At 40.7% G+C, this 23,012-nt stretch carries 23 protein-coding genes; 7 read left to right on the top strand and 16 right to left on the bottom strand.

The genetic code is table 11. The features are described from left to right. Positions 1–83: 83 nt before the first annotated feature. Together EAG18_RS17015 and EAG18_RS17010 are read left to right on the top strand one after the other, a co-directional pair. Positions 84–578 (top strand): peptidylprolyl isomerase, encoded by a 495-nt coding sequence (locus tag EAG18_RS17015; RefSeq protein ID WP_125253561.1) that lies wholly within the window; start codon positions 84–86, stop codon positions 576–578. A gap of 240 nt (positions 579–818) precedes the next feature. Next, positions 819–1,547 (top strand): UDP-2,3-diacylglucosamine diphosphatase, encoded by a 729-nt coding sequence (locus EAG18_RS17010; RefSeq protein ID WP_125253560.1) that lies wholly within the window; start codon positions 819–821, stop codon positions 1,545–1,547. Positions 1,548–1,605: 58 nt separating this feature from the next. Here the strand turns inward: EAG18_RS17010 and EAG18_RS22205 are convergent, their stop codons facing one another. Together EAG18_RS22205 and miaE are read right to left on the bottom strand one after the other, a co-directional pair. Then, the gene (locus EAG18_RS22205) at positions 1,606–1,782 is read right to left on the bottom strand and encodes a hypothetical protein (protein WP_185745611.1); all 177 of its coding nucleotides are present in this window, start codon (positions 1,780–1,782) and stop codon (positions 1,606–1,608) included. A 376-nt stretch (positions 1,783–2,158) separates the two neighbouring features. Further along, positions 2,159–2,947 carry a tRNA isopentenyl-2-thiomethyl-A-37 hydroxylase MiaE gene (gene miaE / locus EAG18_RS17005; RefSeq protein WP_125253559.1) on the bottom strand — a complete coding sequence of 263 codons (789 nt, stop codon included), beginning with the start codon at positions 2,945–2,947 and terminating at the stop codon, positions 2,159–2,161. A gap of 210 nt (positions 2,948–3,157) precedes the next feature. Between miaE and EAG18_RS17000 the strand changes: the two genes are divergently transcribed. After that, positions 3,158–3,757 (top strand): Yip1 family protein, encoded by a 600-nt coding sequence (locus tag EAG18_RS17000; protein WP_125253558.1) that lies wholly within the window; start codon positions 3,158–3,160, stop codon positions 3,755–3,757. 299 nt (positions 3,758–4,056) lie between these two features. On the opposite strand, the gene EAG18_RS16995 is transcribed toward EAG18_RS17000, so the two are convergent. The 5 genes from EAG18_RS16995 to EAG18_RS16975 form a co-directional block, all read right to left on the bottom strand. Continuing rightward, a complete protein-coding gene (locus EAG18_RS16995) occupies positions 4,057–6,384 on the bottom strand; it encodes an AAA family ATPase (protein WP_125253557.1) in 2,328 nt (775 codons plus the stop codon). Beyond that, the gene (locus tag EAG18_RS16990; RefSeq protein WP_125253556.1) at positions 6,365–7,024 is read right to left on the bottom strand and encodes an ABC-three component system middle component 1; all 660 of its coding nucleotides are present in this window, start codon (positions 7,022–7,024) and stop codon (positions 6,365–6,367) included. The genes EAG18_RS16995 and EAG18_RS16990 overlap by 20 nt, the downstream gene beginning before the upstream one ends. Next, positions 7,021–8,250 carry an ABC-three component system protein gene (locus EAG18_RS16985; RefSeq protein WP_125253555.1) on the bottom strand — a complete coding sequence of 410 codons (1,230 nt, stop codon included), beginning with the start codon at positions 8,248–8,250 and terminating at the stop codon, positions 7,021–7,023. The genes EAG18_RS16990 and EAG18_RS16985 overlap by 4 nt, the downstream gene beginning before the upstream one ends. A 432-nt stretch (positions 8,251–8,682) precedes the next feature. Beyond that, positions 8,683–9,624, bottom strand: coding sequence for an IS1595 family transposase (locus tag EAG18_RS16980; RefSeq protein ID WP_125253554.1), 942 nt, complete (start codon positions 9,622–9,624; stop codon positions 8,683–8,685). 224 nt (positions 9,625–9,848) lie between these two features. Continuing rightward, on the bottom strand, positions 9,849–10,136 hold the full coding sequence (locus EAG18_RS16975; protein ID WP_125253553.1) for a hypothetical protein: 288 nt from the start codon (positions 10,134–10,136) through the stop codon (positions 9,849–9,851). Positions 10,137–10,336: 200 nt separating this feature from the next. On the opposite strand from EAG18_RS16975, the gene EAG18_RS16970 reads away from it, so the two are divergent. Then, complete coding sequence (locus tag EAG18_RS16970; protein ID WP_125253552.1) at positions 10,337–11,266, top strand: hypothetical protein; 930 nt, start codon at positions 10,337–10,339, stop codon at positions 11,264–11,266. Positions 11,267–11,407: 141 nt separating this feature from the next. Then, positions 11,408–12,730: a hypothetical protein gene (locus EAG18_RS16965; protein ID WP_125253551.1), complete on the top strand. Its 1,323-nt coding sequence runs from the start codon at positions 11,408–11,410 to the stop codon at positions 12,728–12,730. A gap of 138 nt (positions 12,731–12,868) precedes the next feature. On the opposite strand, the gene EAG18_RS16960 is transcribed toward EAG18_RS16965, so the two are convergent. From EAG18_RS16960 to pspA, 9 genes are all read right to left on the bottom strand, one after another. Beyond that, on the bottom strand, positions 12,869–13,375 hold the full coding sequence (locus EAG18_RS16960; RefSeq protein WP_125253550.1) for a hypothetical protein: 507 nt from the start codon (positions 13,373–13,375) through the stop codon (positions 12,869–12,871). A 125-nt stretch (positions 13,376–13,500) separates the two neighbouring features. After that, positions 13,501–13,845, bottom strand: coding sequence for a 4a-hydroxytetrahydrobiopterin dehydratase (locus tag EAG18_RS16955; RefSeq protein WP_125253549.1), 345 nt, complete (start codon positions 13,843–13,845; stop codon positions 13,501–13,503). A gap of 10 nt (positions 13,846–13,855) precedes the next feature. Then, on the bottom strand, positions 13,856–14,653 hold the full coding sequence (gene phhA / locus EAG18_RS16950) for a phenylalanine 4-monooxygenase (RefSeq protein ID WP_125253548.1): 798 nt from the start codon (positions 14,651–14,653) through the stop codon (positions 13,856–13,858). Positions 14,654–14,907: 254 nt separating this feature from the next. Then, positions 14,908–16,086: an aminotransferase class I/II-fold pyridoxal phosphate-dependent enzyme gene (locus EAG18_RS16945; protein WP_125253547.1), complete on the bottom strand. Its 1,179-nt coding sequence runs from the start codon at positions 16,084–16,086 to the stop codon at positions 14,908–14,910. Between the two features lie 190 nt (positions 16,087–16,276). Further along, the gene (locus EAG18_RS16940) at positions 16,277–17,302 is read right to left on the bottom strand and encodes a TIGR01620 family protein (RefSeq protein ID WP_125253546.1); all 1,026 of its coding nucleotides are present in this window, start codon (positions 17,300–17,302) and stop codon (positions 16,277–16,279) included. Continuing rightward, a complete protein-coding gene (locus tag EAG18_RS16935) occupies positions 17,299–18,711 on the bottom strand; it encodes a YcjX family protein (protein WP_125253545.1) in 1,413 nt (470 codons plus the stop codon). Before EAG18_RS16935 ends, EAG18_RS16940 begins: the two co-directional genes overlap by 4 nt. Before the next feature lie 48 nt (positions 18,712–18,759). Then, a complete protein-coding gene (gene pspC / locus EAG18_RS16930; RefSeq protein WP_125253544.1) occupies positions 18,760–19,161 on the bottom strand; it encodes an envelope stress response membrane protein PspC in 402 nt (133 codons plus the stop codon). Further along, a complete protein-coding gene (gene pspB, locus EAG18_RS16925) occupies positions 19,158–19,391 on the bottom strand; it encodes an envelope stress response membrane protein PspB (RefSeq protein ID WP_125253543.1) in 234 nt (77 codons plus the stop codon). Before pspB ends, pspC begins: the two co-directional genes overlap by 4 nt. Positions 19,392–19,467: 76 nt before the next feature. Further along, positions 19,468–20,127, bottom strand: a complete 660-nt coding sequence (gene pspA / locus EAG18_RS16920) for a phage shock protein PspA (protein WP_125253542.1) — start codon at positions 20,125–20,127, stop codon at positions 19,468–19,470. A 183-nt stretch (positions 20,128–20,310) separates the two neighbouring features. Between pspA and pspF the strand changes: the two genes are divergently transcribed. Then, entirely contained in the window at positions 20,311–21,402 is a 1,092-nt protein-coding gene (pspF, locus tag EAG18_RS16915; protein ID WP_125253541.1) for a phage shock protein operon transcriptional activator, read from the top strand. A 26-nt stretch (positions 21,403–21,428) separates the two neighbouring features. Next, on the top strand, positions 21,429–23,012 hold the full coding sequence (locus EAG18_RS16910; RefSeq protein WP_275557332.1) for an ABC transporter substrate-binding protein: 1,584 nt from the start codon (positions 21,429–21,431) through the stop codon (positions 23,010–23,012).

Genomic DNA, 23,012 nt, shown 5'->3' with positions numbered 1-23,012 from the left:
TACTGATTATTAAGGAATGCTTTTTCACACCAGCTTAGTTGTTATAAAATAGAGTTTTAACATTCAACACAATGGACACTAACATGGTTGTTTTAGAAACAAATCACGGCGAAATCCGCATTAATCTTTTCGCTGACAAAGCACCAGAAACGGTTGCAAACTTCTTAAACTACGTCAACAACGACTTTTATAACGGCACTATTTTCCACCGCGTTATTGATGGTTTTATGGTTCAAGGTGGTGGATTTGCACCAGGCATGGAACAAAAGCCTGTTGAAGCACCAATTAAAAATGAAGCAAACAATGGTGTTGCGAACAAAGTTGGTACACTTGCGATGGCACGTACCCCAGATCCACACTCAGCTACTGCACAATTCTTTATCAATGTGAATGACAATGACTTCCTCAACTTCTCGAGCGAAACGTCGCAAGGTTGGGGCTACTGTGTATTTGGCGAAGTCGTTGAAGGCATGGACGTAGTGAATAAAATTAAAGGGGTTGCGACTGGCTCTGCTGGCTTCCACCAAGACGTACCGCTGGAAGATGTAATCATCGAAAAAGCATACGTTGCTGAGTAATATCTGTTCGCTTAAACAAATACTCTACTTTGAAGCGAGAAAATCTTGTCGATAATACCGCAACTTCGCCCTGCTGTCGGCAAGATCCTTACATCTATGTAGAGAAAGAAAGAATTTTTAACGCAGTTAGCGTCAGATTTACTTCTTCAAATTGAACATGTATTAAGACTAATCGATATAACATCACCACTTTTTGTTCAAGGCCAGTGTGTATGCTGGCCTGCTTAGTTTTGAGGTCACATGGGTAAAACCTACTTTATCGCCGACTTACATTTAACTGAACACCGCACAGATATCACCGAAGCGTTTTATGCGTTTCTTGACCACCATATGACGGTGGGCGTCGACGCACTGTACATTCTGGGGGATTTTTTTGAAGTGTGGATTGGAGACGATGAAAAGGATCCATACGCCCTAAGGATTGCACAAAAACTAAGTGCACTAAGCGACTTAGGTATTAAAGTATTTTTTATTCATGGCAATCGTGACTTTTTAATCAAGCAAGATTTTGCCAAAGCCTGCAATATGACTTTATTGCCTGAGCAAGCAGTCATTAACCTATATGGTACGCCAACGGTTATTTTACATGGAGATGAGATGTGTACGCAGGATGAAGTGTACCAGCAATTTCGCAAAAAAAGCCGTGGCTGGTGGTGGCCTAGGCTAATGCTTGCGATGCCGCTTTGGTATCGCCGCCGCGTTGCTGCCAATGCAAGACGAAAAAGCATCGAAAACCAAAAAGGAAAGCCGCCTGAAATCCTCGATGTTACCGAAGAAGCGGTAGCGCAAATGTTTGTTCGGTATGGTGTAAAAAACATGATCCATGGCCATACCCACAGGCCAAAAGTACATGAATATAATGATGGAAATGTTCGTACAGTGCTAGGAGATTGGTACTCGCAAAGCTCCTACATTGTTGCTGATGAACATGGTCAACGGCTTATGTGTCACCCATTCAATGGGTCTTAAAAGGCCTACTGCCGGCGTAGTAGACCATTTAATTAAGAAAATGGGTATAACAACGGTCTTACGCTGGTCGTAAATCTTTTACACAAGAGTAACAAGCAGAGTTATGTGAGTATGGGCAATCCCCCTGCGGGTTTGTAGGTGGTAAGCCAGCTCCGCCGATTTGAGGTGTTTGCTCTTTAGGAATAGATTTACCTTCTAAGCTAAGTAGTTTGATTTTCTTTTTCTTAAGTTTCATTTCAATTCCTTAAATTATTATTCTTAATAACAGCTGTTTTGTTACCAGCTGTTACAAAACACTATCAACAACAAAATCAACTGTCAACATATCAGGAACTCAAAATTAACAAAAAAGATAAAGTTATATTTAACTAGAAAAGGTTGATGTACTTTTACTCACAAATTTCTCATGTGATTACTCATGCTGCCAACTGAGATGGATTCAGGCTAAATCACTATGCTGATCAGAAACGACATGCTAGGTCGCGCCATATTCAAACCTTAGTGTGAATAATAGGCATAGAGGACAAGTCAAGCTAGCAGAATTTCTAGAATGCAATCAAACAAAACTAGGAAGTAAGTAAGCCGTAATAAAGCACACTTACTTCATTTTGTTATTGTGCGGCTGGAGCGCCAGAATGAAATTTAAAATCAGGATCGACTGAGCTTATCAGCTCATTTTCTACTTGACGGAATAACTGGATCCGCCCGCTCACGTCACAGCGCTTAGGATCAGTAGCATTGGCTACTTGATGTGCAAGATCGATGTAATCTTGATAGTGTCTGGCTTCGGAACGTAATAAAGATATATAAAACTTAGCTATTTCTTCATCTAAACACGGAGCCAACTTTGCGAAACGTTCACATGAGCGCGCTTCGATATAAGCACCTATAATCAATTTATCTACCAAGGCCGCAGGTTCAAAAGTACGTATGTGTTTAATCATACCGGAAGCATAACGTGATGCTTGAACATACTCAATTGGTATATTCCGAGCTCGTATGATGTCTAATACTTGTTCAAAATGATGAAGCTCCTCTTTTATAAGCCTGACCATTTTGCTGAGAATATCTTGATTGTAAGCATATTCGGGTCTTGCAGTAAGCTCCCCTATCAGTTCATTTTTACTGCCTGAGAAGTCTCCTTCACCAATACCACGATAAATAAAGTCCTCGTAGGGCTGCAACCAGCTCAATAGCGTCTTTGCAGAAGCATCGTCTATTGCATATTTACGGATCAAAAAAGCTGCGCTTTGTGCCGCTTTTAGCTCACAATGCATGTGATCGATAAGCAACAAAGGTAAATGTTCGCTTTGGCTCGCTTTTTGTATCCAAGTGTGTGGTGTTTCACAACCCAAAAACTGGTTTATTGGTGTCAGTAAATCTGTGTACTTTTCTAGCATAACAACAAAGGACTAATGTGTTTGCGCTATTTTATCATAACTTCTCGCGACAAGGTGCACCATAGAGGGACTCGCTGATAAGTTTTAGATAATTCTGAAAATAGTAATATTGCTATTCCGCTACATTTTCTTGACAAAAATTATCTCATCTCCCATAACTAGATTGAGTTGTACAAAAATAGTACAAACCGATTCATTGAGGGGCTAACTATGATCTTTAATCATCTATGGGGCTTATACGCTCACCCACAAGAAGAATGGCAAACAATCGACAATCGTCACGAAAGCATCTTTTACAGTTTGTCACATATCGCGCTCGTCGCGCTAATTCCCAGTATTATGGGGTACTATTCATCTGTTTATCTTGGTTGGAGCGTAGGCACCGGTGAGCCTGTTTACTTAACCCATGGCTCCGCACTACTGATTGGTGTAGCGATGTATTGCGCACTCATTGTCGGGGTGTTTATTTTGGCCTATCTTGCCCACTGGATGGCTATTACTTTCGGTGCCAACCCTACTTATACACAAACGTTGGAATTGTCAGCATATACTGCAACGCCCATGTTTATGTCAGCATTTGCAGCATTTTATCCAGAGCTTTGGTTTGTGGTCTCTGTTGGTATGGTAGCACTGGCCTACTCAGTATATTTGCTCTATACAGGCGTTCCGATTCTGATGCACATCCCTGAAGAGCGTGGGTTTATCTATGCAAGCTCTGTGGTAACTTGCGGGTTAGTGTTATTAGTAATTATTCTAGCCGCAACGGCTATTCTATGGACAAATGGTATTATTAGCCCTACCTTTACGTAGCGTCTTCTTATTTTAAAGTTGATGCGAAAGCAGTCTATAAGACCGCTTTGCTTTTATCCTAAATTATGAGTAAAACGGCGCTAATTTGCGCCGTTTTTTTATGCTGCCGCTATTATGTAGCTGTTGCATATAAATGAAAAAGGAGAACTTAGTGTCTCCTTTTTTGCAAATTTTTGTATATGCAACTACATGGAAGAGCTATCAACAAGCCTCTGTGTTACATATACGATTTCTTAAGAACATAAGACTAGTTGAGTAGAAGTAATGAACTATCCAGTCTTAGGCTTCTGACCAGAATGTTACGATGCTTCTCTTGCTAAACGTTGCATGTTAAGCGAGTTTGTAGTTAATCCAGCCCGATTAAAGCGGTAGCGCATGTAAGCAGAAATGTCCTCTTCATGAGAAGATAAAATAAGCTGACAATGTTTGAGTTCACAACGAAGTAAGTCTGTCAGTGAAGCAATGTTCACCTCGTCTAGTGATTGAGAAGGGTCGTCAATTAAAATAATTGGAATATTTGCATAGACTTTGTTGAGCGATAGAAAGAAGGCTAGGCCAAGTGCCGATACTTGCCCTGTACTCATTGACATCACTGCATCATGCTCAGATTTTTCTGCTGTCAAAAACCTTAATTGCTTACCATCACGACTCTCGATGAACAGGCCTAATCCACGTTGATAGTTCTGAATGAGTCTGCCGCTGTATATGTGGAAAATGAGTTCAATTTCTGAGATGGTTTGATCTGCATACTTTCGCTCGGCTTTTTTTAAAGTAGTTTGTAGCCTGTTAATTTTTTCTTTGGCTTTCACAGCGGCGTTGTTTTCGCGCTGGATTTTTTGGAGATCTCCGAGACATTTCTGGAGCTTAGTACTCTGCGCTTCATTAGCTTTGTACTTAATATAACTTTCCTTATTTTTTAAATCTTGAGGGTTGAGGATATAGAAGTCTTCTAAGTCTTTGAACACTAGTTCAATAGTTTCACGCCAGTCTTCAGGAAGCTCTGCACTCTCGCCTTTTTTCTTAGCACGCATTAAATTACTTAGCTCTTCTAAGCGGACGGCTTTTACTAAAGGATCATCGTTGAATTTAAAGTTAATCGGAATGCCTTCAGTCATTAATCGTTCAAATAATTGAATAATCGAAGGTAAACGAGTTTTAACTTCCATCAATGTATTATGCAAAGTTTCATCGTATCGAGGTTTTAGAACCGCATTACGCTCTTGGATATAGGCTTCAATGGTGGTTAGTTCAGTATTCATAGTGGTGATTAGGACAATAAGATTATTTCCCTCTTGATCCAAAATATTGTTGATCTTCTGAGCTCTTAGCTCGATCGCTTCAATCATCGACTCGTGAGCTTCCCATTCGTTACCACATAGTGGACAAACTTTATCTTCAGGGTAAAGCTTGGCGTGCTCGGCGAGTAAATGTTGCTTCAAGTTAGCAAGTTCGGCTGCCACGCTAGTATTTGATGAACTCTTTATCTGGAGGTCAATACGTTTAGTAATCTGCGATTCAAACCATTTCAACCTTTCACTTTTCCATCCAGGTAGTGAACGAGCTTGCTCCAGTGTAATATCAGAAGCCCCCTTGTTGATGATAGCTGTGGCTTTGGTAAGCTGATCAATTTCGTTCTTGGTTTTGTCCAGTTCAGCCAACTTGTTTACATCCGTTCCCAGTGTAGCCAAGATGCTTAGCGATTCTTGGTGGCGATTGATATCTGCCTCGATTTTTTCATTTTCAGCTCTGATACGAATGGATGGTTTCAGGAAAGTGAGATTATTCAGTTTACCGATGGATTCTAGAAACTGATCGTGAACGCTCTTGTCATAAGCAAGGAATGGATTCTTCTTATCCCAACTTGGGCCAGATTCTGCGGTTGAAAGCTTTTTGTACTCAATACTAGCTATGTCAGCCTGCACCATTTCACGTAAAGTGTTACACTCGGATTCGAGAGAAGCTTCCTTAGCTTTACGCTCCCCATCGCCAATGAACTTTGTAATTTTGGCTGCAACTGACTTACAGTTTTCAATTTCAGCAGCAATATCACTAATATTGAATAGATTTCCAAGTGCTTCTTTTCTTGCATCTACTCGAGTGTGTAGTAGTCTATTCTGTCCCTGTTCCAGGTAGTTTAGAAAAGAAAAGTTTTCCCTAAAGTTTTCTCCAAAGACTTTATCAAGGAACTCGTTTTCTCGTTTATTGGCTTTTGTATAAGCATTAGAATTGATGTCCGGTAGCTCATAAAGGGTAAAATGTTCGTATTTATCCGCTCGGTTATTTGCTTTAACTTTAAAAGCTTTAACAGGCGCGTGCCTAGCCAAAACCATACGACGATCACCGTTTACAAATTCGATTTTGATTGCTAGATCTTGCTCGCCTGAACGAGTATTCCAAAATAAATTGTCATCATAATTTTGTTGTTGCTTTATCATCAATGTTGAGAACAAATTATGAATTCTCTTGATCTGACCAGTAAGCACTAGCTCGATTGCGTCAAAGATACTAGTCTTTCCATAGCCATTTGGTCCGTCTAGAGTTAAAAGCGATGAAGTGTCTAAATCCAGATTTATTAGTTTGAAAGCTTTGAAGCTAGAAGCTTCAATTCTAGCTATTTTCCAGTTCATTATCTATCAGCTCCTTGAAGAGTTCATCTATATTATTCGCCGTTAACTTTTGAATGGTTGCGTAAGTATCATCTAGTCCCTCTTCTGAAACCGCTTCACTTGCTTGCAAACGCAATGAAACAAGCTTTTCTCTGGTGAAAGGGAGTTCGAGGAATGGGAGTTTAATAAATATCTTGGCCACCACACTATACTGTGTGGCTGCTAGAGGGTCGTTCTTATAGTTATTGAACTGGTTTTTGTCCTCGATTATTTCCAAAAGGTCTCTGTAGGAGCAGCCCTCAATCGCGGTTTCTTCTGTATCGCTATAGTACAAAATATACTTTTTGAAGAAATGAGGGTCTTCCTCAATAGCAAATATCTGTTCTTCATGATCTTTGAATTCAGCTAATTTGTTTAAATGATGAATACAGACCAAATCACAGTTTTTCCTGAAAGTTGGATGGCTAAGAAATGAATCAGGTGCAGACTGGTTAATTGCCGCGTTAACTTCAGTTGGGCTGGAAAGTTTGTCAAGCTTATGCAAAGCCACAAATCTGATCGCAGAACCTTTTTCGCGTCTGTAGAATTTAGTGAAAGCAGTCTCATGCTCTCGTACGAACTCATGAGCAATGAGTGCTTCATCAATAATTTGGTTTATCATTTAAGTCGAGCCTCCGCATCTTCCTTGGTCATTATGCTTAAGCAAAATGCTTTAGTGATATTACTGTTAATATGATCTTTAACTTCCTGATTGTTTAAGTCGTCGGGATGAGTATATTTGGTGTTAATAACAAATGATTCCACAGACCGACTAGCAATTAGATGACTGTATTCGAATAGCAGCTTGAGAAGGTCTTCGTTACTTTCCATTTCTCCATGCAGGTCTGAGGTACAGCCTTCGCGGTCTTCAAGTAAAGGTAAATCTAGCGCTGTAGGCAGATAAAATCTTTTTTCGTTATCCAAGTAATGAGGGAATTGTTGGAGAATCGGTTCAATATTCATAGTCTCAATAAGTTCGGAATAGCGTCTGATATCAGCCCTTTGAACACTTGAAAACCGCTCCGACGGTTTCATTAATTGACAAAGCACTTTCAATTCGCTGGCATCGGTAATGCGGATATGTTCGAAAAGTTTTCGAGCTCTCGTATAAACCTCATCACTCATTCCTGGAAGAGCCTGATCGAGTCTGCCTTCAAGGTGGCTACACAACCTTGCCTTCAAATCTACAGCAAAATACTCTTTATTGTTATATGGGTTTTTGTTCAATAGATCATCTAATAACGATTGTGCAGAAATACGGTTCTCGTAAGCGGCTCTATTTGCCTTTTCACGGTCATCCTGTACCAAGCGATGTATTTCTATGGCCTTAGAGCTTATTTTTTCGGAAAGAAGGCAGTAGTTATAATTTATTAAGTCTTCGCTAAACTGAATTGATTTGTCGTTACAAATCTGTTTAATAACTTCCTTAGTCAATCGCTCTATTTCGCCCAAACCGCAATATCTATTGCTGCCGTAGACGTAGAATTGAACAACTTCTCCGCTTGTACCTGTAAAATCGTCAGTGTTGTCTAGTTCGACGGATATATGAAAGTAACGTGAAACACCTTTAATTCTATCAAATTCAATAGCAGCAGCTTTTTCTAAAGCTTCGACGTAGCCACTGCGATAAGTGCCTATTTTAGCTTTCACTTGATGAGCACTTGTCAATGCGCCATTTTCATATATAGCAAAATCATCGCTACTGTCTAATTGGAGTTCAAACTCCATCTTGCCTTGATTTATCAACTTCAGACAGTGGTAGAGCGCAATTTTTCCCTGATAGACATACCCACTCCATGTCGAAACAGCGGTGGCTGGATAATTATTATTTGTATCTTTATTCGCCATATTAACCTTACCAAAAGCATTTCTTATTTAAATTCTTTCCGCCATTGACCTCACTAAATAAATCGAACTAAAGGTGCAAGCACAAAATGAGTGGTTGCTTCAAGTAATTGCTTCAATGTGGATTAAGCTCCCATGAACGCTATGAATTTGCGACTTTTATACTTTTTTCAGATTTAAAAAGTGCGGTTGAAGTTGCAACACACTAACAAATATACAGTGGTTAACGAAGTATCTGTAGTGTTAATGTTATGTTTTTTTGAGTGAGGGGCCAACACAAGCTTATGATAGCCCCACTAAGTTTTATGCCATCAACATTTCATCTTTTCTTCGATAGCCTTGCCAATAACCCCGCCACCACCTTGATAACCCAACATGAAATGATGACTCCAATAGTGCGAATAGCTTCTCTCTAGCTGATTTTTTACGCCAATCTTATTTCCAAGCCATTTCATTTGCATAGTCAATCATATATGTCGCTTGCATTCTGTGTGTTGTTCCATATTCACAACGCCTTAAACGACTAAAAAAAGACTCGGCTTGATTGTTATTCACCCCATCTATAGTTGAGTATTCTCTCGAGTGTTCGACTGTTTCATGGGTGAATATGCTTTTATAAGAGTCATAAGCTTTATTTTCATCAGTCCTTACTAAACTTCCGTGGACTATACAGTGTTTTGCAATGTACTTTGCAACAGCTTCATTTTCACCTGAACTCAAAAAGACTCTTGTTCTATTAGCGCCTTCGCCAGGCACTACTTGACGTACAACCATAACAATCCTTCGATTTCTTTTCTTACGTTCAAAATTAGCTTTACTAATACCTCTGCGCTTAACTCCTTGGGTTTTACCTGCTAACTTCTCTGCCGCAGCAGCATACCTCGCTTTTTGACTCGGTCTAAATTGTCCGCTTCGAGGCTTTCCACCAAAGTGCCCACCATCAACATGTATTTCACCAGAGAAAGGGGTCTGATCAACCGTTCGGATCAATACCTCTCTAAACTTATGCATAATGACCCATGCTGTTTTATGAGTAACGCCAGCTTCCTCACTCACTTTTATGGCTGAAATACCATTTGCACTCGTACAAAATTGATGTGCAATTAGAATGAATTTTGATAAAGGTAGTTTCATATCAGCCCATACTGTTCCAGAAGTCAGACTAAAGCTACGGTCGCAGTGTTTGCACTGCCAGATTTTTCGACTTTTTAAAAATGAATGTTTGTCTATTGCACCACATCTAGTGCAAGGTAACGCAGTGCTGTTACCAAACCTAATTTTTCTAATCAGATCAAACAGTTCTTCATCTGCCATACGCATAAGGCTATGCAGGCTTATATTTCTATATTCTTTAGACAATAAAAAATGCTGTGACATGTTGGTCACCCTCTCATCATATGGATAAGCAACCTTACCCAGAAAAAAGTAAGAGGTAGTCGCGACTGACTTTTACAAGTAGCCAATTTGACTTTTTTACAAGAAGAGCACACAATGAAGGTATCAAAGGCGTCCAAACTTTTGATACTACATAGGCCAGAGTTGTTGCGAGCAACTTTGGCTTTTGTGTTTCTAAACCTCGCGAATAAATTAAGCTCTCTAAACTACTCTATATTTACCTCCTCAGTTTGCTGGTGCTGTAATCGTTGTTGCGCGATCCATAATGCCACGTCTTTAGTAAGCGCATATTTGCCTCTTCGGTTTTCAATAGGAAATACAGGTACAGGAACAGACTTCCTACTAACGGCTTGTCTGAAAGCATCCCCACTACCATAACCAAGACAAACATATAGAGCTTTGCCGTATATCATTGGGCCATAGAGTTCCATCAAGTCTTCTTTCAACTCATGTGCTAATACTTTAACGGGATCAAGATTATTGCTTTGTTCCATATTAATTCTGCCTATTTACGCCCATACACAATACCTTAGCTGAAAATTAAACAAATATGATGTAAATTAAAAAGATATTTATTGGGAGTTTCGATCCGCACATTATCCTGAATGTACAATGTTTATACGTAACTGAGCGTGACTAGAACTTGATTTTGTAGATTGACACACTTTTGCAGACAACTTGCTAAATTTAATTTATGGCTAGACCATCACGCGATCCTATAGAAAAGCTCAAGACACAAATGTTTATGTACTATTTATGTGCTGAGCTAAAGCTACCTTTATTTGGTCCCGATCTTGCTGAGTTTTTTGACGGTTCACGTCGAGCTAGTAGTAAATGGAAAAGGTACATTGATGGTGAGAAAACACCTTCAGCTGGAACTATCAAAGGGCTTTTAAACAAAATTACTTATAAGTTTAATGATAAAGAAGTTGCAGAGTTGCTCACAGGTTTTTGGTTTAGCCCTTTGTGGGGGGCACTCAAAGCGGAAGCTGTTGATCGCAGTTACTGGAAAGGCTTTTATAAAAATATGCCAGTAAGATTCCACAAGTATGTTTTTGATAAAAACGCTAACTTTGGAGACTCATACAAACGCCGCTATCCGCGAGCTTCAGAAGTTACATCAATCGAGAAATATTGTGACTTCGATAGCTACGCCTTTTTGATCGCCTTGGCAAGGGATTCTTCTAAGAACTGTCTGGGACTTTATTTTTATACTCTTGATGTAGCTCTGTATAGACTTTTCTTCGCTATTTGTCAGCATRATCCCTTCAGAAGCTTTTGTCTAGAACTTTGGCAGTACATTCAAGGCTACATCCTGATTAAGGACAGAGAACTAGATGCTATTTTTAATATAACCCGTTGGCAAGAACCTGAAGAAAAAGTTTTAGGTATATTAAGACTTGATGAATATTACCTTGGCACTGCCAAACAGCTAGGATTAGTATCAACACAATTACAGGAACGCCAATTCCTTCATTATTTTCATGTGAAAGGCAGAGAAAAAGTCGCAATTGAAATGGAGGCCTTTATTGAGAATCGTAATCAAGAACACCCTCATTTGTCTGAACTCGTAAAAAAATTAAATGCTCTAAGAAAGTTACGCGATCGGATTAGGTTTGAATAGAATATTCCTTGCTTTAATCTTTATGGTGATATATTTAGTTTTCATAGAGTACTAGCTATTGAAAGCCAATAGATTAAGTTACGATTGCTGCTATTGGGAATTCAGTGAAGAGCGGTCAGTAATCATAATAAGGAATATAAGATGAAAGATATTGTTGCTAGAGAAGATGTCAACCTTCCAGCGTTACCAAATACAGTTTTACCTGCGATTACTGAGTTAACAGAAGCTCTCGGAATACCTAGAAATGTTTTAGCTAGCCAAGAAGAGATTGAGTATGCATGGAGAGATCTCCCTCGTGAGTTACGAGAAATACCGGAATACTTGAGGGGAGAACTTGTCGCTCGTATGTGCGTCGCTGTTAGCACTGGGCTTTTTGATGGTGCAATAAACTATATTTGGAATGCATCTATTTTACAGTTGCGCCAAAAAATCAGAAATTTTGGACTAGCAGTGGTTGCCCAAATCCAGCAAAGTGATTTTGAAGAAAAAAACCTCCTCGAGCTACAGGATAGTCGGTTACTAGATCTTTGCTTGAAACTTAATATTGTTGATGAAGATGGCTTTTTCTTTTTAGATCAATGCAGAGATGTTAGAAATAACTTCTCTGCTGCACACCCAACTATGGGAACAGTAAATGATCGTGAATTCACTATATTTCTTAATCGATGCGTTCGTTATGCATTAGCTGATTCAGCATCACCAAAAGGTGTAGACATAGGGGCATTTATATCTGCTGTAAAAGGCTCTAAATTCAATGACTCTCAACGTCAAATTTGGATTCAAAGGTTAACAGAAACTCACGATGCACAACGACAAATGCTTATAAATATGGCCCACGGTATCTATTGTGATCCCGTAACTGCTGAGCCTGCAAGGCTAAACTCATTAGATATTTGCGGCGGTCTTAGTGATCGTTTCACTGCGTCGATAAAGTCAGATTTAATAAATAGTCACTCTGAATATGTTGCAAAAGGCCTAGAAGATAAACATACAGCATCATTGCAATTTTTCGAAAAGCTTGGATTGCTAGGGTTGTTGAATGAATCGGAGCAGCATGTTGTTTTCTCACGTGCTATTGATCGTCTTTGGAATGCTCACAATGGTATGAATAACTTTTATAATGAACCTCCTTTTGCTGAACGACTACTAGAAGTTTCTCATCAAGGCGCCATTCCTGAAACAATACAAGATCACTTTGTTCAAACTGTTGTTGCATGCCGTATTGGCAATGGTTATGGAGTATCCAATGCTGCTGTTTCATATTATAACGAAATCATCCAAAGCTTTTCTCCTCGTGAAGTCGCAACTCTGGTAAGGTCATCTACTAACCGAAACTCTATAATAGGTCGTCGGATTGCAAATTACGGAAGTTGCCGAAAAAATTTGAAAGTCGTCCTTCAGCTTATTGACCTAGCTTCAATCCCCAGTGGAGTAAAAGCAGATTATGAACGTTTAGTTCGATAATCAGACAACTTATGGGTTATGAGCCTCTTTAATTAATGCGAAGAACCTTAACGACCTATCGCCAATAGTCCTACTTCACAGTCTGCCGTGATTGCACGCATTAGTCAGGCGGTGAAGAAAATAATTGTAACTCCCCCCCTAAGAAAAGTCCCATTGTAATTGGTCACCTTCAGCTATTAGGCGATATCTAGAAGTGAATTTTCTATTGCCTTTGATCGTTCGTACAACCTTTCTTTTGTTACACATGTTTCTTAGTTGGTGAGAAACAGAGTTACGTAACCTTAAATACTCAGCCTCTGATGTAAATTCGACTTCAAGAGATTGAATTACARCATAGAAAATTTCGGAAATTGATGCATCAGAATCTCTAGGAATGTTTCTAAGGTGGTTCAATATGGCTGAAGACAAAGAGCCATACTTTAACTTTTTTTGAGTTAAATTTTTTCTGGTTAGTTGTAATTCAGATGCATGAATAGGCACTTCATGGATATCGATTACACGCTCTAATGAAGCTACATCGGCTCTAAGCGCATCCCTTTTAACTAATAGTTTTACTATATCATTTTCAAGCTCAACAAGCTCAGACTTAGCAGAGACGTACTTTTTAGCGAGCCAAGCAATTGATGGTGGGGTTCTTGTAGTCATGTGAAGAAGCTTAACTTCTTCACACGGTCATTTCATATGCAACAGCTACATAATAGCGTATGCTGCTCACTTTGGCAAAAAGGCATGGTCGTTGTAACCACACCTTCTGCACTGTCCTTCAGAACTTAAAGCGACGCAAAAACCTCATCAGTTTTTGCTGCACAGATAAAGTCATTTTTGTGAAGACCTTTAATAGAATGACTCCACCACGTCACTGTGACTTTACCCCATTCGGTCAGCAGACCTGGGTGGTGACCTTCTTCCTCAGCCATATCACCGACTTTATTTGTAAACGCGAGTGCTTGCTTGAAGTTCTTAAACTTGTATACGCGCTCAAGCTGCATAATGCCATCGCGTACCTCAGGTACCCAATCAGGGATCTGTTTCACGAGAACGGCGAGCTCTTCATCTGATACTTTAGGCGCATCTGCACGACACGCTTCACATTTTTGTGCACTTAAATCAGACATTGATAATTCCTCAACTTGCTAGTTTTTCTTTTGGGGGAAACTTAGGTTCAAATAACCCTAGCTCTTTTGCTTTTTCAACCAACGACATAATATCCATTTTTGATATTTCAAATAAGTCGTTGATCGAGGTAATTGTGTAGTAAACCGGTTGCATAATATCGATGCGATAAGGCGTACGTAATACATCTTGTACTTGCAACGGGTTAATCTCTGGTTTGTCAGAGTATACGTATTGCGTTTCTCCAGGGCTGGATAAAATACCACCGCCGTAGATACGAAGACCTTGCTCGGTTTGCATTAGACCAAATTCAACGGTAAACCAGTACAAGCGTGCAAGATATACCCGGTCTTTTTTCTGTGCCGCGTAGCCTAACTGACCATACTTATGTGTAAACTCTGCAAACGCTGGGTTCGTTAGCATGGCACAGTGGCCAAAAATTTCATGGAAAATATCAGGTTCTTGAAGGTAATCGAACTCTTCTCGTGAGCGGATAAACGTTGCTACTGGAAATTGCTTATTCGCGAGCAATCTGAAAAATTCATCAAAATCAATCAATGCCGGCACTGGTGCTACTTGCCACCCTGTTTCTTTCTCAAGTACTGCGTTTAATTCGCTTAACTGCGGGATCCGATCGTGTGGTAGGTTAATTTTTTCAAGCCCAGCTAGGTACTCGTCACAGGCTTTCCCCTTTATACACTCTAGCTGACGCGCAACTAACTCAGACCAGATTTGATTCTCTTCATTCGTCCAAGCGATAACGCCATTTTCATCCGGCTGCTTAGAGACATATTTACTTGCTTTAGCCATTTTTCATTCTCACCTAATTCACTCCAATTAATACTTTCGCAATCTGAGTTGCAGTCCTGTTGAGTAGTTTGGAGTGCGTCAACTTGTGACTTTGATACTAAGTAAAAGTGACATAAAGTTTAATAGGCAAGGCGTTTATCAACTTTTGCACAACCCCCAAAAACGTAAATAAAAATGAACACCTGCGTAACGAATAGATTACATACATACAAAAAAGGGGCTATAACAGCCCCAAAGTAAACTTATTTATACATCTATATTTTATCAAATGCTTGCTTCAAGTCATCAATAATATCTTCGACGTCCTCAAGCCCAACAGAAATACGAATTAACCCGTCAGAGATCCCTGCTGCCAGCCTTTCCTCTTGGCTATACGGAGAGTGCGTCATAGAAGCAGGATGCTGGATCAGTGTTTCAGGGTCGCCAAGACTCACCGCTAGCGTGCATAATTCAGTTGCATTTATAAACTGCTCTCCTTGCTCAATGGAGCCATTTATTTCAAATGCAATCACCCCTCCGGCACCTTTCATTTGCTCTCCAAGATACTGATAACCCGGATGCGAGGGTAACCCTGGGTAATAAACGGTATTTACTTTTGGATGAGCGTCTAAAAACTCTGCAACGGCCTGTGCACTTTGGCAATGACGCTGCATTCGTATTGCGAGGGTTTTTAATCCACGGTTAATCAACCATGCGTCATGTGGGCTGATAGTCGCGCCAATATCTTTCAATACGGTAAGCTTGATTAATTCGATATGCTCTTTAGAGCCACAAACTAGCCCTGCTACTACGTCACCGTGTCCGTTTAGGTATTTGGTCGCACTATGGACAATAATATCCGCACCAAAATTAACAGGTTTTTGCAGTAGTGGGGTCATAAATGTATTATCAACAACAAACAACATCCCATGCTGTTTGGTGACCTCCCCCAACATTTTTAAGTCTATAACTGTCATGTTAGGGTTGATTGGAGTTTCAGCAAATAGCAGCTTTGTATTTTCCTTGACGGCATCACGCAACGCATCCTCGTCGGTCAAGTCAACAAAAGAAACCTCAATACCAAACCTTGGTAGCATATGCGCGAATAATGCAAAACTACAGCCATACAGTGCGCTTGATGCGATCATATGGTCGCCTTGCTGCAAAAAGCTCAGTACAGATGCCGAAACAGCCCCCATACCTGTAGCTGTTGCCGCAGCGTCTTCCATTCCCTCAAGTCGAGCAACTTTTTCTTCCAACTCTCTTGTTGTTGGGTTGCCTAAGCGAGTATAGATATAACCGGGCTCTTCACCGGCAAACCTTGCAGCTCCCTGCGCCGCATCTTTAAAATGGAATGTTGAAGTTTGGTACAAAGGTGCGGTTAATGCCCCATGCGGATCATCAAAATGATTAGGTCCGTGAATACACTGACTGTCATCTCTTAATTTTTTCATATTGTCCTGCTGATTTTATTATTGCTAACCAAATAAGCACGTTAGTGAATTAATTAGCGTAGTTTTTTTGTCATGGTCAATATTTAGGGTAGTTTGGAGCAATAAACAAGCATGCCAGATGGGGAGATGGCTAGTTCACTGGTTGTGACTAGCCAGTTTTACTTAAAGAGGTGTATAAAATTGTTGCCGTTTAATCTTTTTTACTACGTCTTAGTAGCACATCAACAACTGAGCTAATCGCACTTTTCAACAGGCTTTGTTTGTGCTCCAAACGTGGTAACGGACGACAAAGCTCCATTGCCTTATACCCTAGTCGAGCAGTAAATATCCCTGCGCTTAGCCCTTGTGCTGAACGAGTAGAGAGCTTACCAAGTAATTCTGCGCCTACACTGGTTGCAGCAAGGTCGCTTACCAGTTCACTCGCGCCAACAAACACCATTTGCTTGAGCAGCATTTTGTATAATGTAATGCGACTACGATAAGCCAATCGAATACCATAGTGCTTGCTGACCTTTTCTACCAGCACGACTCCACGCCAAAGCACCGCCAACATGTCCACAAGCGCAAGTGGACTTAGAGCAACTAAGAGTGCTGATGTTGTTGCATGCTCTTGAATTAGTCTTTTAGCTTCAGCATCTTGCTCCCGCAGCAAGGTTTTTTCATATAAAGTGATGATTTCTTTGTCTGTATGATGGGATTGTAATGCCTCTTCAAAAGCCGTAACCTTTTGCTCTGGATGCACTTTTAACAAGGGTGTGAGCCACGCTCTTGCTTCACCGATCTGGTCACTTTGTAACAAACGCTGCGCATCATGCTTAATTTGCTGATGTTGTTTGAGTTTGCTAAGTGCGACGACTTCCGAAAATAAGAACTTGAATAGTGCGAGTAAACCAAGAGACAACACGGTGGTGTAAAGCGCAAATAGTAGAATATTTTGCTCATAGCTCTCAATCAAAGTCAGTGCCGCTTCCACAATAATAAGTACTAATAACGCCAGAAAAAAACACTGCCTAAACCCAAACCTCCAAGGCGACTCGTAGATGCGTTCAATTTTGGGCAGTTCCGGCTCAGGCACTGTCTCAAAGCTACTAGTTACCAGCAGTTCATTGTCAAGGACTTTGCCTTCACCACCCAAATGCTGAGATTCATCTTGGCTTTGCGTGTCGATATTTAAGCGCCTACCCGAACCTTGATAGGGTTTTGTTTGATCGGTCATCTTAACTTATCTCCAATTAAGAACTGTAAAGCATGATCAAGCCTAATATGCGATAAATTTCCGTGCTTAGCAGGCAGGGGTTCAAACGCTATGAACTCAAAGCCCCCTTGAGGCCAAGCATTTGCTTTTGGGATATGGTCTGGCGGTGTCGGTGGCACATAATTGATAAACTGCTGCTCGCCGACCGGCTTACCATAAATACATTGCACATGTTGTCCCCCCTCCTTCACCGCTCTAGACTCAACACTTCTCACCGAAGAAAGCGACATGGTATCAACCGTTACCCCATTGAAGCGAAGCTCATTGGCACTGTCCACCAGCATTTCATTTAACAACCTTGTTAAATTAGATTGCTGCTCGTTCAAAACGCCATCACACTTATTGGCAGCAAATAGGACTTTGTCTATTTTTGGATTAAATAAGCGAGATAACAAACCGCTTTTACCATGAGAAAACATGGCTAAGATCTGCTTTAACGCAACTTCTTGCTCTTTCAGTGTGTCATAACCATCACTTAGACTCCCCAGTAAGTCAACTAATACAACTTGGCGGTCAAACTGGCAAAAATAATCTTTGTAAAATGGCGCGACCACTTGCTTTTTGTAGGCTTCAAAACGCTCAACAAGCTGTTGATATTGTGAATGCTCGGTAATCTCATTTGGGTGGCTTTGTACTGGGAAAAACAGCAGTATGGGTGCCCCCTCAAGATCACCTGGGATCAACGCCCTACCCGGTTGCAAATTAGATAAACGGGTGTCTCGCTGCAACTGTGCTAAAAGCGCATGGTAACTTTGTGCAAGCGTTTTTAGCTTATTCTCATCCACCGCTTGCGTACTATCAAACTGCTCAACTTGCTGTAAAAATGCTTGTGCAAATGGCTGGTATTTTGGTTTTTTTAGTAGCGCAAACTGCTGCTCACACCATTCGGAAAAAGTCATTTTTAACAGCGGTAAGTCCATTAGCCACTCACCTGGGTAGTCATATAACTCAAGATACAGGGTATGAGTTTGCGCTAAATGCTGTTTCAGACCACGCTCACTATGATACCTAAACGCCAGTGTTAAAGTATTGATGCGCTTAGTTGATGCAGGCCACGTTGGCAATTCTTCCAGTAAACAGCTTATGGCTTGCTGATAATCAAAAGTAGGTACTGCTAGCGCTTTTTGTGGCTCAGGACGACATGCCACAAGACGACCCTCACTCACCACATCTAAGAAAGGTAAATTATCTGTGCTGGTTTGGGTTGTGAGATGTTTAATAAGTGCCGTAATAAATGCGGTTTTACCACTGCCGCTGAATCCAGTCACTGCAAGTTTGATATGCTTATCAAAAGAACGGTGAAGCGTTTTTTTGGCTTGTTGTTTTAGCTTATCTAGGGAAGATGGGGTACGAAAGCGTGACGTAGTCATAAATAGAAAATTGCCCCTTTAGAAAATGCCAAGGCGGCTAAAACCGCCTTAAAGCTTGTCGATTTCTCTGCTAACCGTAAATTCAGGGGAAGTTACATAGCGTTCCATATTCTGAATGCGGCCATCAAGTCGTGATAGTCTGTCTTTCAGGTCATAAAGTGCCTGTCTTGGCGGTTCACCTTTTTGCCATACCTTAAACTTCACTGATACTTTATCTTCATCTTTCGCATCAGGTGAACGATTTGGCATCATTTCACGCTTATCTAAAATAAACCAGCAAGCCACATACACGACGATAAATAATGGACCACCAGAGAGTAGCACAGCTGTGATGAATAAAATCCGAACAAGCCACAACTCCATATTAAAGTAGTCACTAAGCCCTGCGCATACTCCGGCTACCTTTCCGCGACTCGGATCACGATATAGTTCTCGCTTTGATCTACTCATAGCTTGCGTCTCCATTGTGGCGACTCTTGATCAAGTAGAGCTTCCAGCGTTTCAACACGCTCTGCCATTTTCTCCGCCTTGTTAGCCAGCTCTATCAATTGACGATGTTCATGCTCACTCAACCCTTGACTGACCTGCTTTTTACTACGGTAATGTAAAATCAACCAAAGCGGTGCCACAATGATCATAAAAATAATCAGCGGAGCCATTAAAACTTCTGCATCAAACATAATTCTCTCCTGCCTTCAACTTGGCTGTTATTATTGTAGTTGGTTGGCACCTACCTAATAGTAGGTGCAGCTATTTTCACTTTTCAGCCATTTTCTTTTTCAGCTGCTCAAGCTCATCATCGATTTTTTCGTTCTTTTGTAAATCGGCTATCTCATCTGCAAGAGATTTTTTACCAAGATCATAAGACTCAATTTGTGACTCTAGACCATCGATTTTGCTCTCATAACGCTCAAAGCGATTCAAGGCATCATCTACTTTACTGCTGTCTAGTGCTTTTTTCACCTCTAAACGAGATTCAGCTGAACGTTGGCGCAGTACAATCGCCTTTTGACGCGCTTTAGCATCCGCTAACTTATCTTGAAGTGTACTCACTTCCTGTTGCAGCTTTTCAATGTGCGTATCGACATGTGCTAACTCTTTTTCAAGGGCAGCCACATCCTCTGCAGACTTTTGCTTCTCAAGTAAAGCGGCACGCGCTAAATCTTCACGCTCTTTGCTCAGTGCAAGTTCGGCTTTAGTTTGCCAATCATCTACTTGTGCTTTGAGCTGATCAAGACGGCGTGTTAACTCCTTTTTCTCAGCTAAAGTTTTTGCTGAGGTCGATCTTACTTCAACTAGTGTATCTTCCATTTCTTGGATGATCAGGCGAACCATTTTTTCCGGATCTTCTGCTTTATCCAAAATCGCATTAATATTAGAATTCACTATGTCTGCAAAACGAGAAAAAATTCCCATAGTGGTTACCTCTTTGGTTAATAGCTAAATTGCTTACTAACTATGTATCAAATAGCTTGCCAACTTTATCAGATTTAAAAATACAATAAAATCATGTGGTTATTTTATTTTTAAAAGTCCTTTAGTTATCCTGTTTTTTGAAATACACTAGTTATTAGCAAAAATAACTAAGAGTTAGGCAATATGAGCCGTTTCCGTCAACAGGATAATCTATTAGGCCAATCCGACAGCTTTTTAGCGGTGTTAGATAAGGTATCTCAGTTAGCCCCGTTAGAGAAACCAGTATTAATTATCGGTGAGCGCGGTACAGGTAAAGAGTTAATTGCGGCTCGCCTGCACTATCTTTCTGAGCGTTGGGACCAAGAATACGTCAAACTTAACTGTGCAGCGCTAAACGAAAACCTCTTAGAAAGTGAATTATTTGGCCATGAAAGTGGTGCTTTTACCGGTGCAAGCAAACGCCATGAAGGCCGCTTCGAACGAGCTAATGGTGGTACCTTATTTTTAGATGAGCTTGCTAATACCTCCGCTATGGTGCAAGAAAAGCTGCTTCGCGTTATCGAATATGGTGAATTTGAGCGCGTAGGTGGTAAACAAACGGTAAAAGTCGATACTAGATTAGTATGTGCAACCAATGAAGATTTGCCAACACTTGCAGATGCGGGAGAGTTTAGACACGACTTACTTGACCGCCTAGCCTTTGATGTAATAACACTACCTCCATTAAGAGCCAGAAAAGAAGATATCCTGTTACTTGCTGAACATTTTGCAATTAATATGGCGCGGGATTTGGGCTGGGAATTATTCAGTGGCTTTACTAGAAAAGCAATTGAAAAACTGTTGGACTATCCATGGCCTGGTAATATTCGCGAACTTAAAAATGTAATCGAGCGCAGCCTGTACCGCCATGGTAACGACCAGATACCGGTGCATGACATTATATTCGACCCATTTGCAAGCCCCTTTAGACCGAGTCAACGCATTAAGGCACCTTCTACTCAGTCTACCATCCCTCAAAGTCAACCTTTAGAATCGACTGTGGTAGCAGAGCCGCTTGTTAAGCAGACTGTGGAGCACGAGCTGAATTTCACTTTTCCTTGTGATTTAAAATCACTCTCTAATGAGTATGAAATCACAATGTTGCAAAAAGCACTTGAATTTAGTCAATTTAATCAAAAGAAAACTGCACAAAACCTCGGTTTGACGTATCATCAACTTAGAGGGTATTTGAAAAAATACAACCTGTTGGATCAAAACCAAAAACAAGAGGCCTAGTGGTGCGTATATGGTTTTTTGGTGTGTTGTGTACTGCGCTATTTGGCTGTACAGACCAGACACCAAATAAAGTGAATGATAAGTCGCAAGGCTTGGTATATTGTGCAGAAGCAAACCCTGTGTCATTTAATCCGCAAGTGACCACAACAGGGTCGACGATAGATATTATTGCCAATCAGCTTTTTGATACTCTGATCAGTATCGACCCAAACACAGGGGAGTTTTTACCAGAGCTTGCTAAGTCTTGGCAGGTGAGCGCAGACGGAAAGTCATTTACGTTTACGCTAAGAGATGATGTTCACTTTCACGACACTTTGTATTTTACTCCCACGCGAACAATGAACGCAGATGATGTCGTGTTTTCATTTAATCGCCTATTTGACGTATACAATCCTTACCATTTTATTGGTGATGCAAACTACCCCTATTTTCAGAGTATTGGACTAGATCAACTTATTCGCCAAGTAAAAAAAGTGGATGACTACACAGTACGCTTTGACTTGTTTAATGCCGAAAGTAGCTTCTTATCGAATATTGCTACTGATTTTGCCGTTATTTTGTCTAAAGAATACGCAGATCAACTGATCTCTTTGGAACGCAAACAAGATTTCGATCAAAAACCTATCGGCACAGGCCCATATAAATACCGTGAGTTTATGCGCGATAACTTAATTCGCTACTACCGGAATGAACAATACTGGAAACATCCTGTGTACATGAAGCAGTTGGTTTATGATATTACAACCAACGGTACGAGTAGAATTGCAAAAATGCTTACCAAAGAGTGTGATATCACCGCTCATCCGAGCGCAACACAACTCACGGTACTTGAACAACGCAAAGACATCGATGTTGAAAAAGCCGCCAATCTCAATATTGGGTACTGGGCTTTCAATACAGAAAAACCGCCATTTAACGACCCACTAGTACGAAAAGCATTAGCTCATAGCATTGATTTTGAGAAAATCATGCAAGCTGTGTTTTACAATAATGGAATTATCGCTCGTTCAATCCTCCCCCCTTCGTCATGGGCGTTTCAAGCACAAGCAAACATGCCTTCATACGACCCACAAATTGCAAAAGCATATTTAAAGCAAGCTGGGTTCGAAGATGGCTTCACGATGACTCTATGGGCAATGCCTGTGTCGAGAATTTATAATCCTAATGCTCGCAAAATGGCTGAGCTGATCCAACGAGACTTGAGAGACATTGGAGTGACGGCGAGAATTGTTGAATATGAATGGAATACGTTTATTGAACGTGTTGGTCGTCACGAGCACGACAGCGTGCTGTTAGGTTGGGCGGCAGATACTCCCGACCCTGATAACTTTTTCAGTCCGCTGTTAAGCTGCACAGCTACATTCAGCGGCAAAAATCCTGCAAATTGGTGCAATCCAGAGTTCGACTTATTATTGACACAAGCCCTCGATACCAATGACATGGAAGCACGTAAGCATTACTACCGACAAGCACAAAAGATGGTGGTTGAGCAGCTGCCTTTGGTTCCCATTGCCCATGGTTTGCGTTTTCAAGCGACTAGCTCTGATATTGAGGGGGTTTCTTTGCGGCCTTTTGGTGGTATTTCTCTAGCAAAGGCAAGGAGAGACTAA

Source organism: Pseudoalteromonas sp. J010 (assembly GCF_003934235.1).
Classification (GTDB): Bacteria; Pseudomonadota; Gammaproteobacteria; order Enterobacterales; family Alteromonadaceae; genus Pseudoalteromonas; species Pseudoalteromonas peptidolytica.
This window is presented reverse-complemented; position numbering and strand designations above follow the sequence as displayed.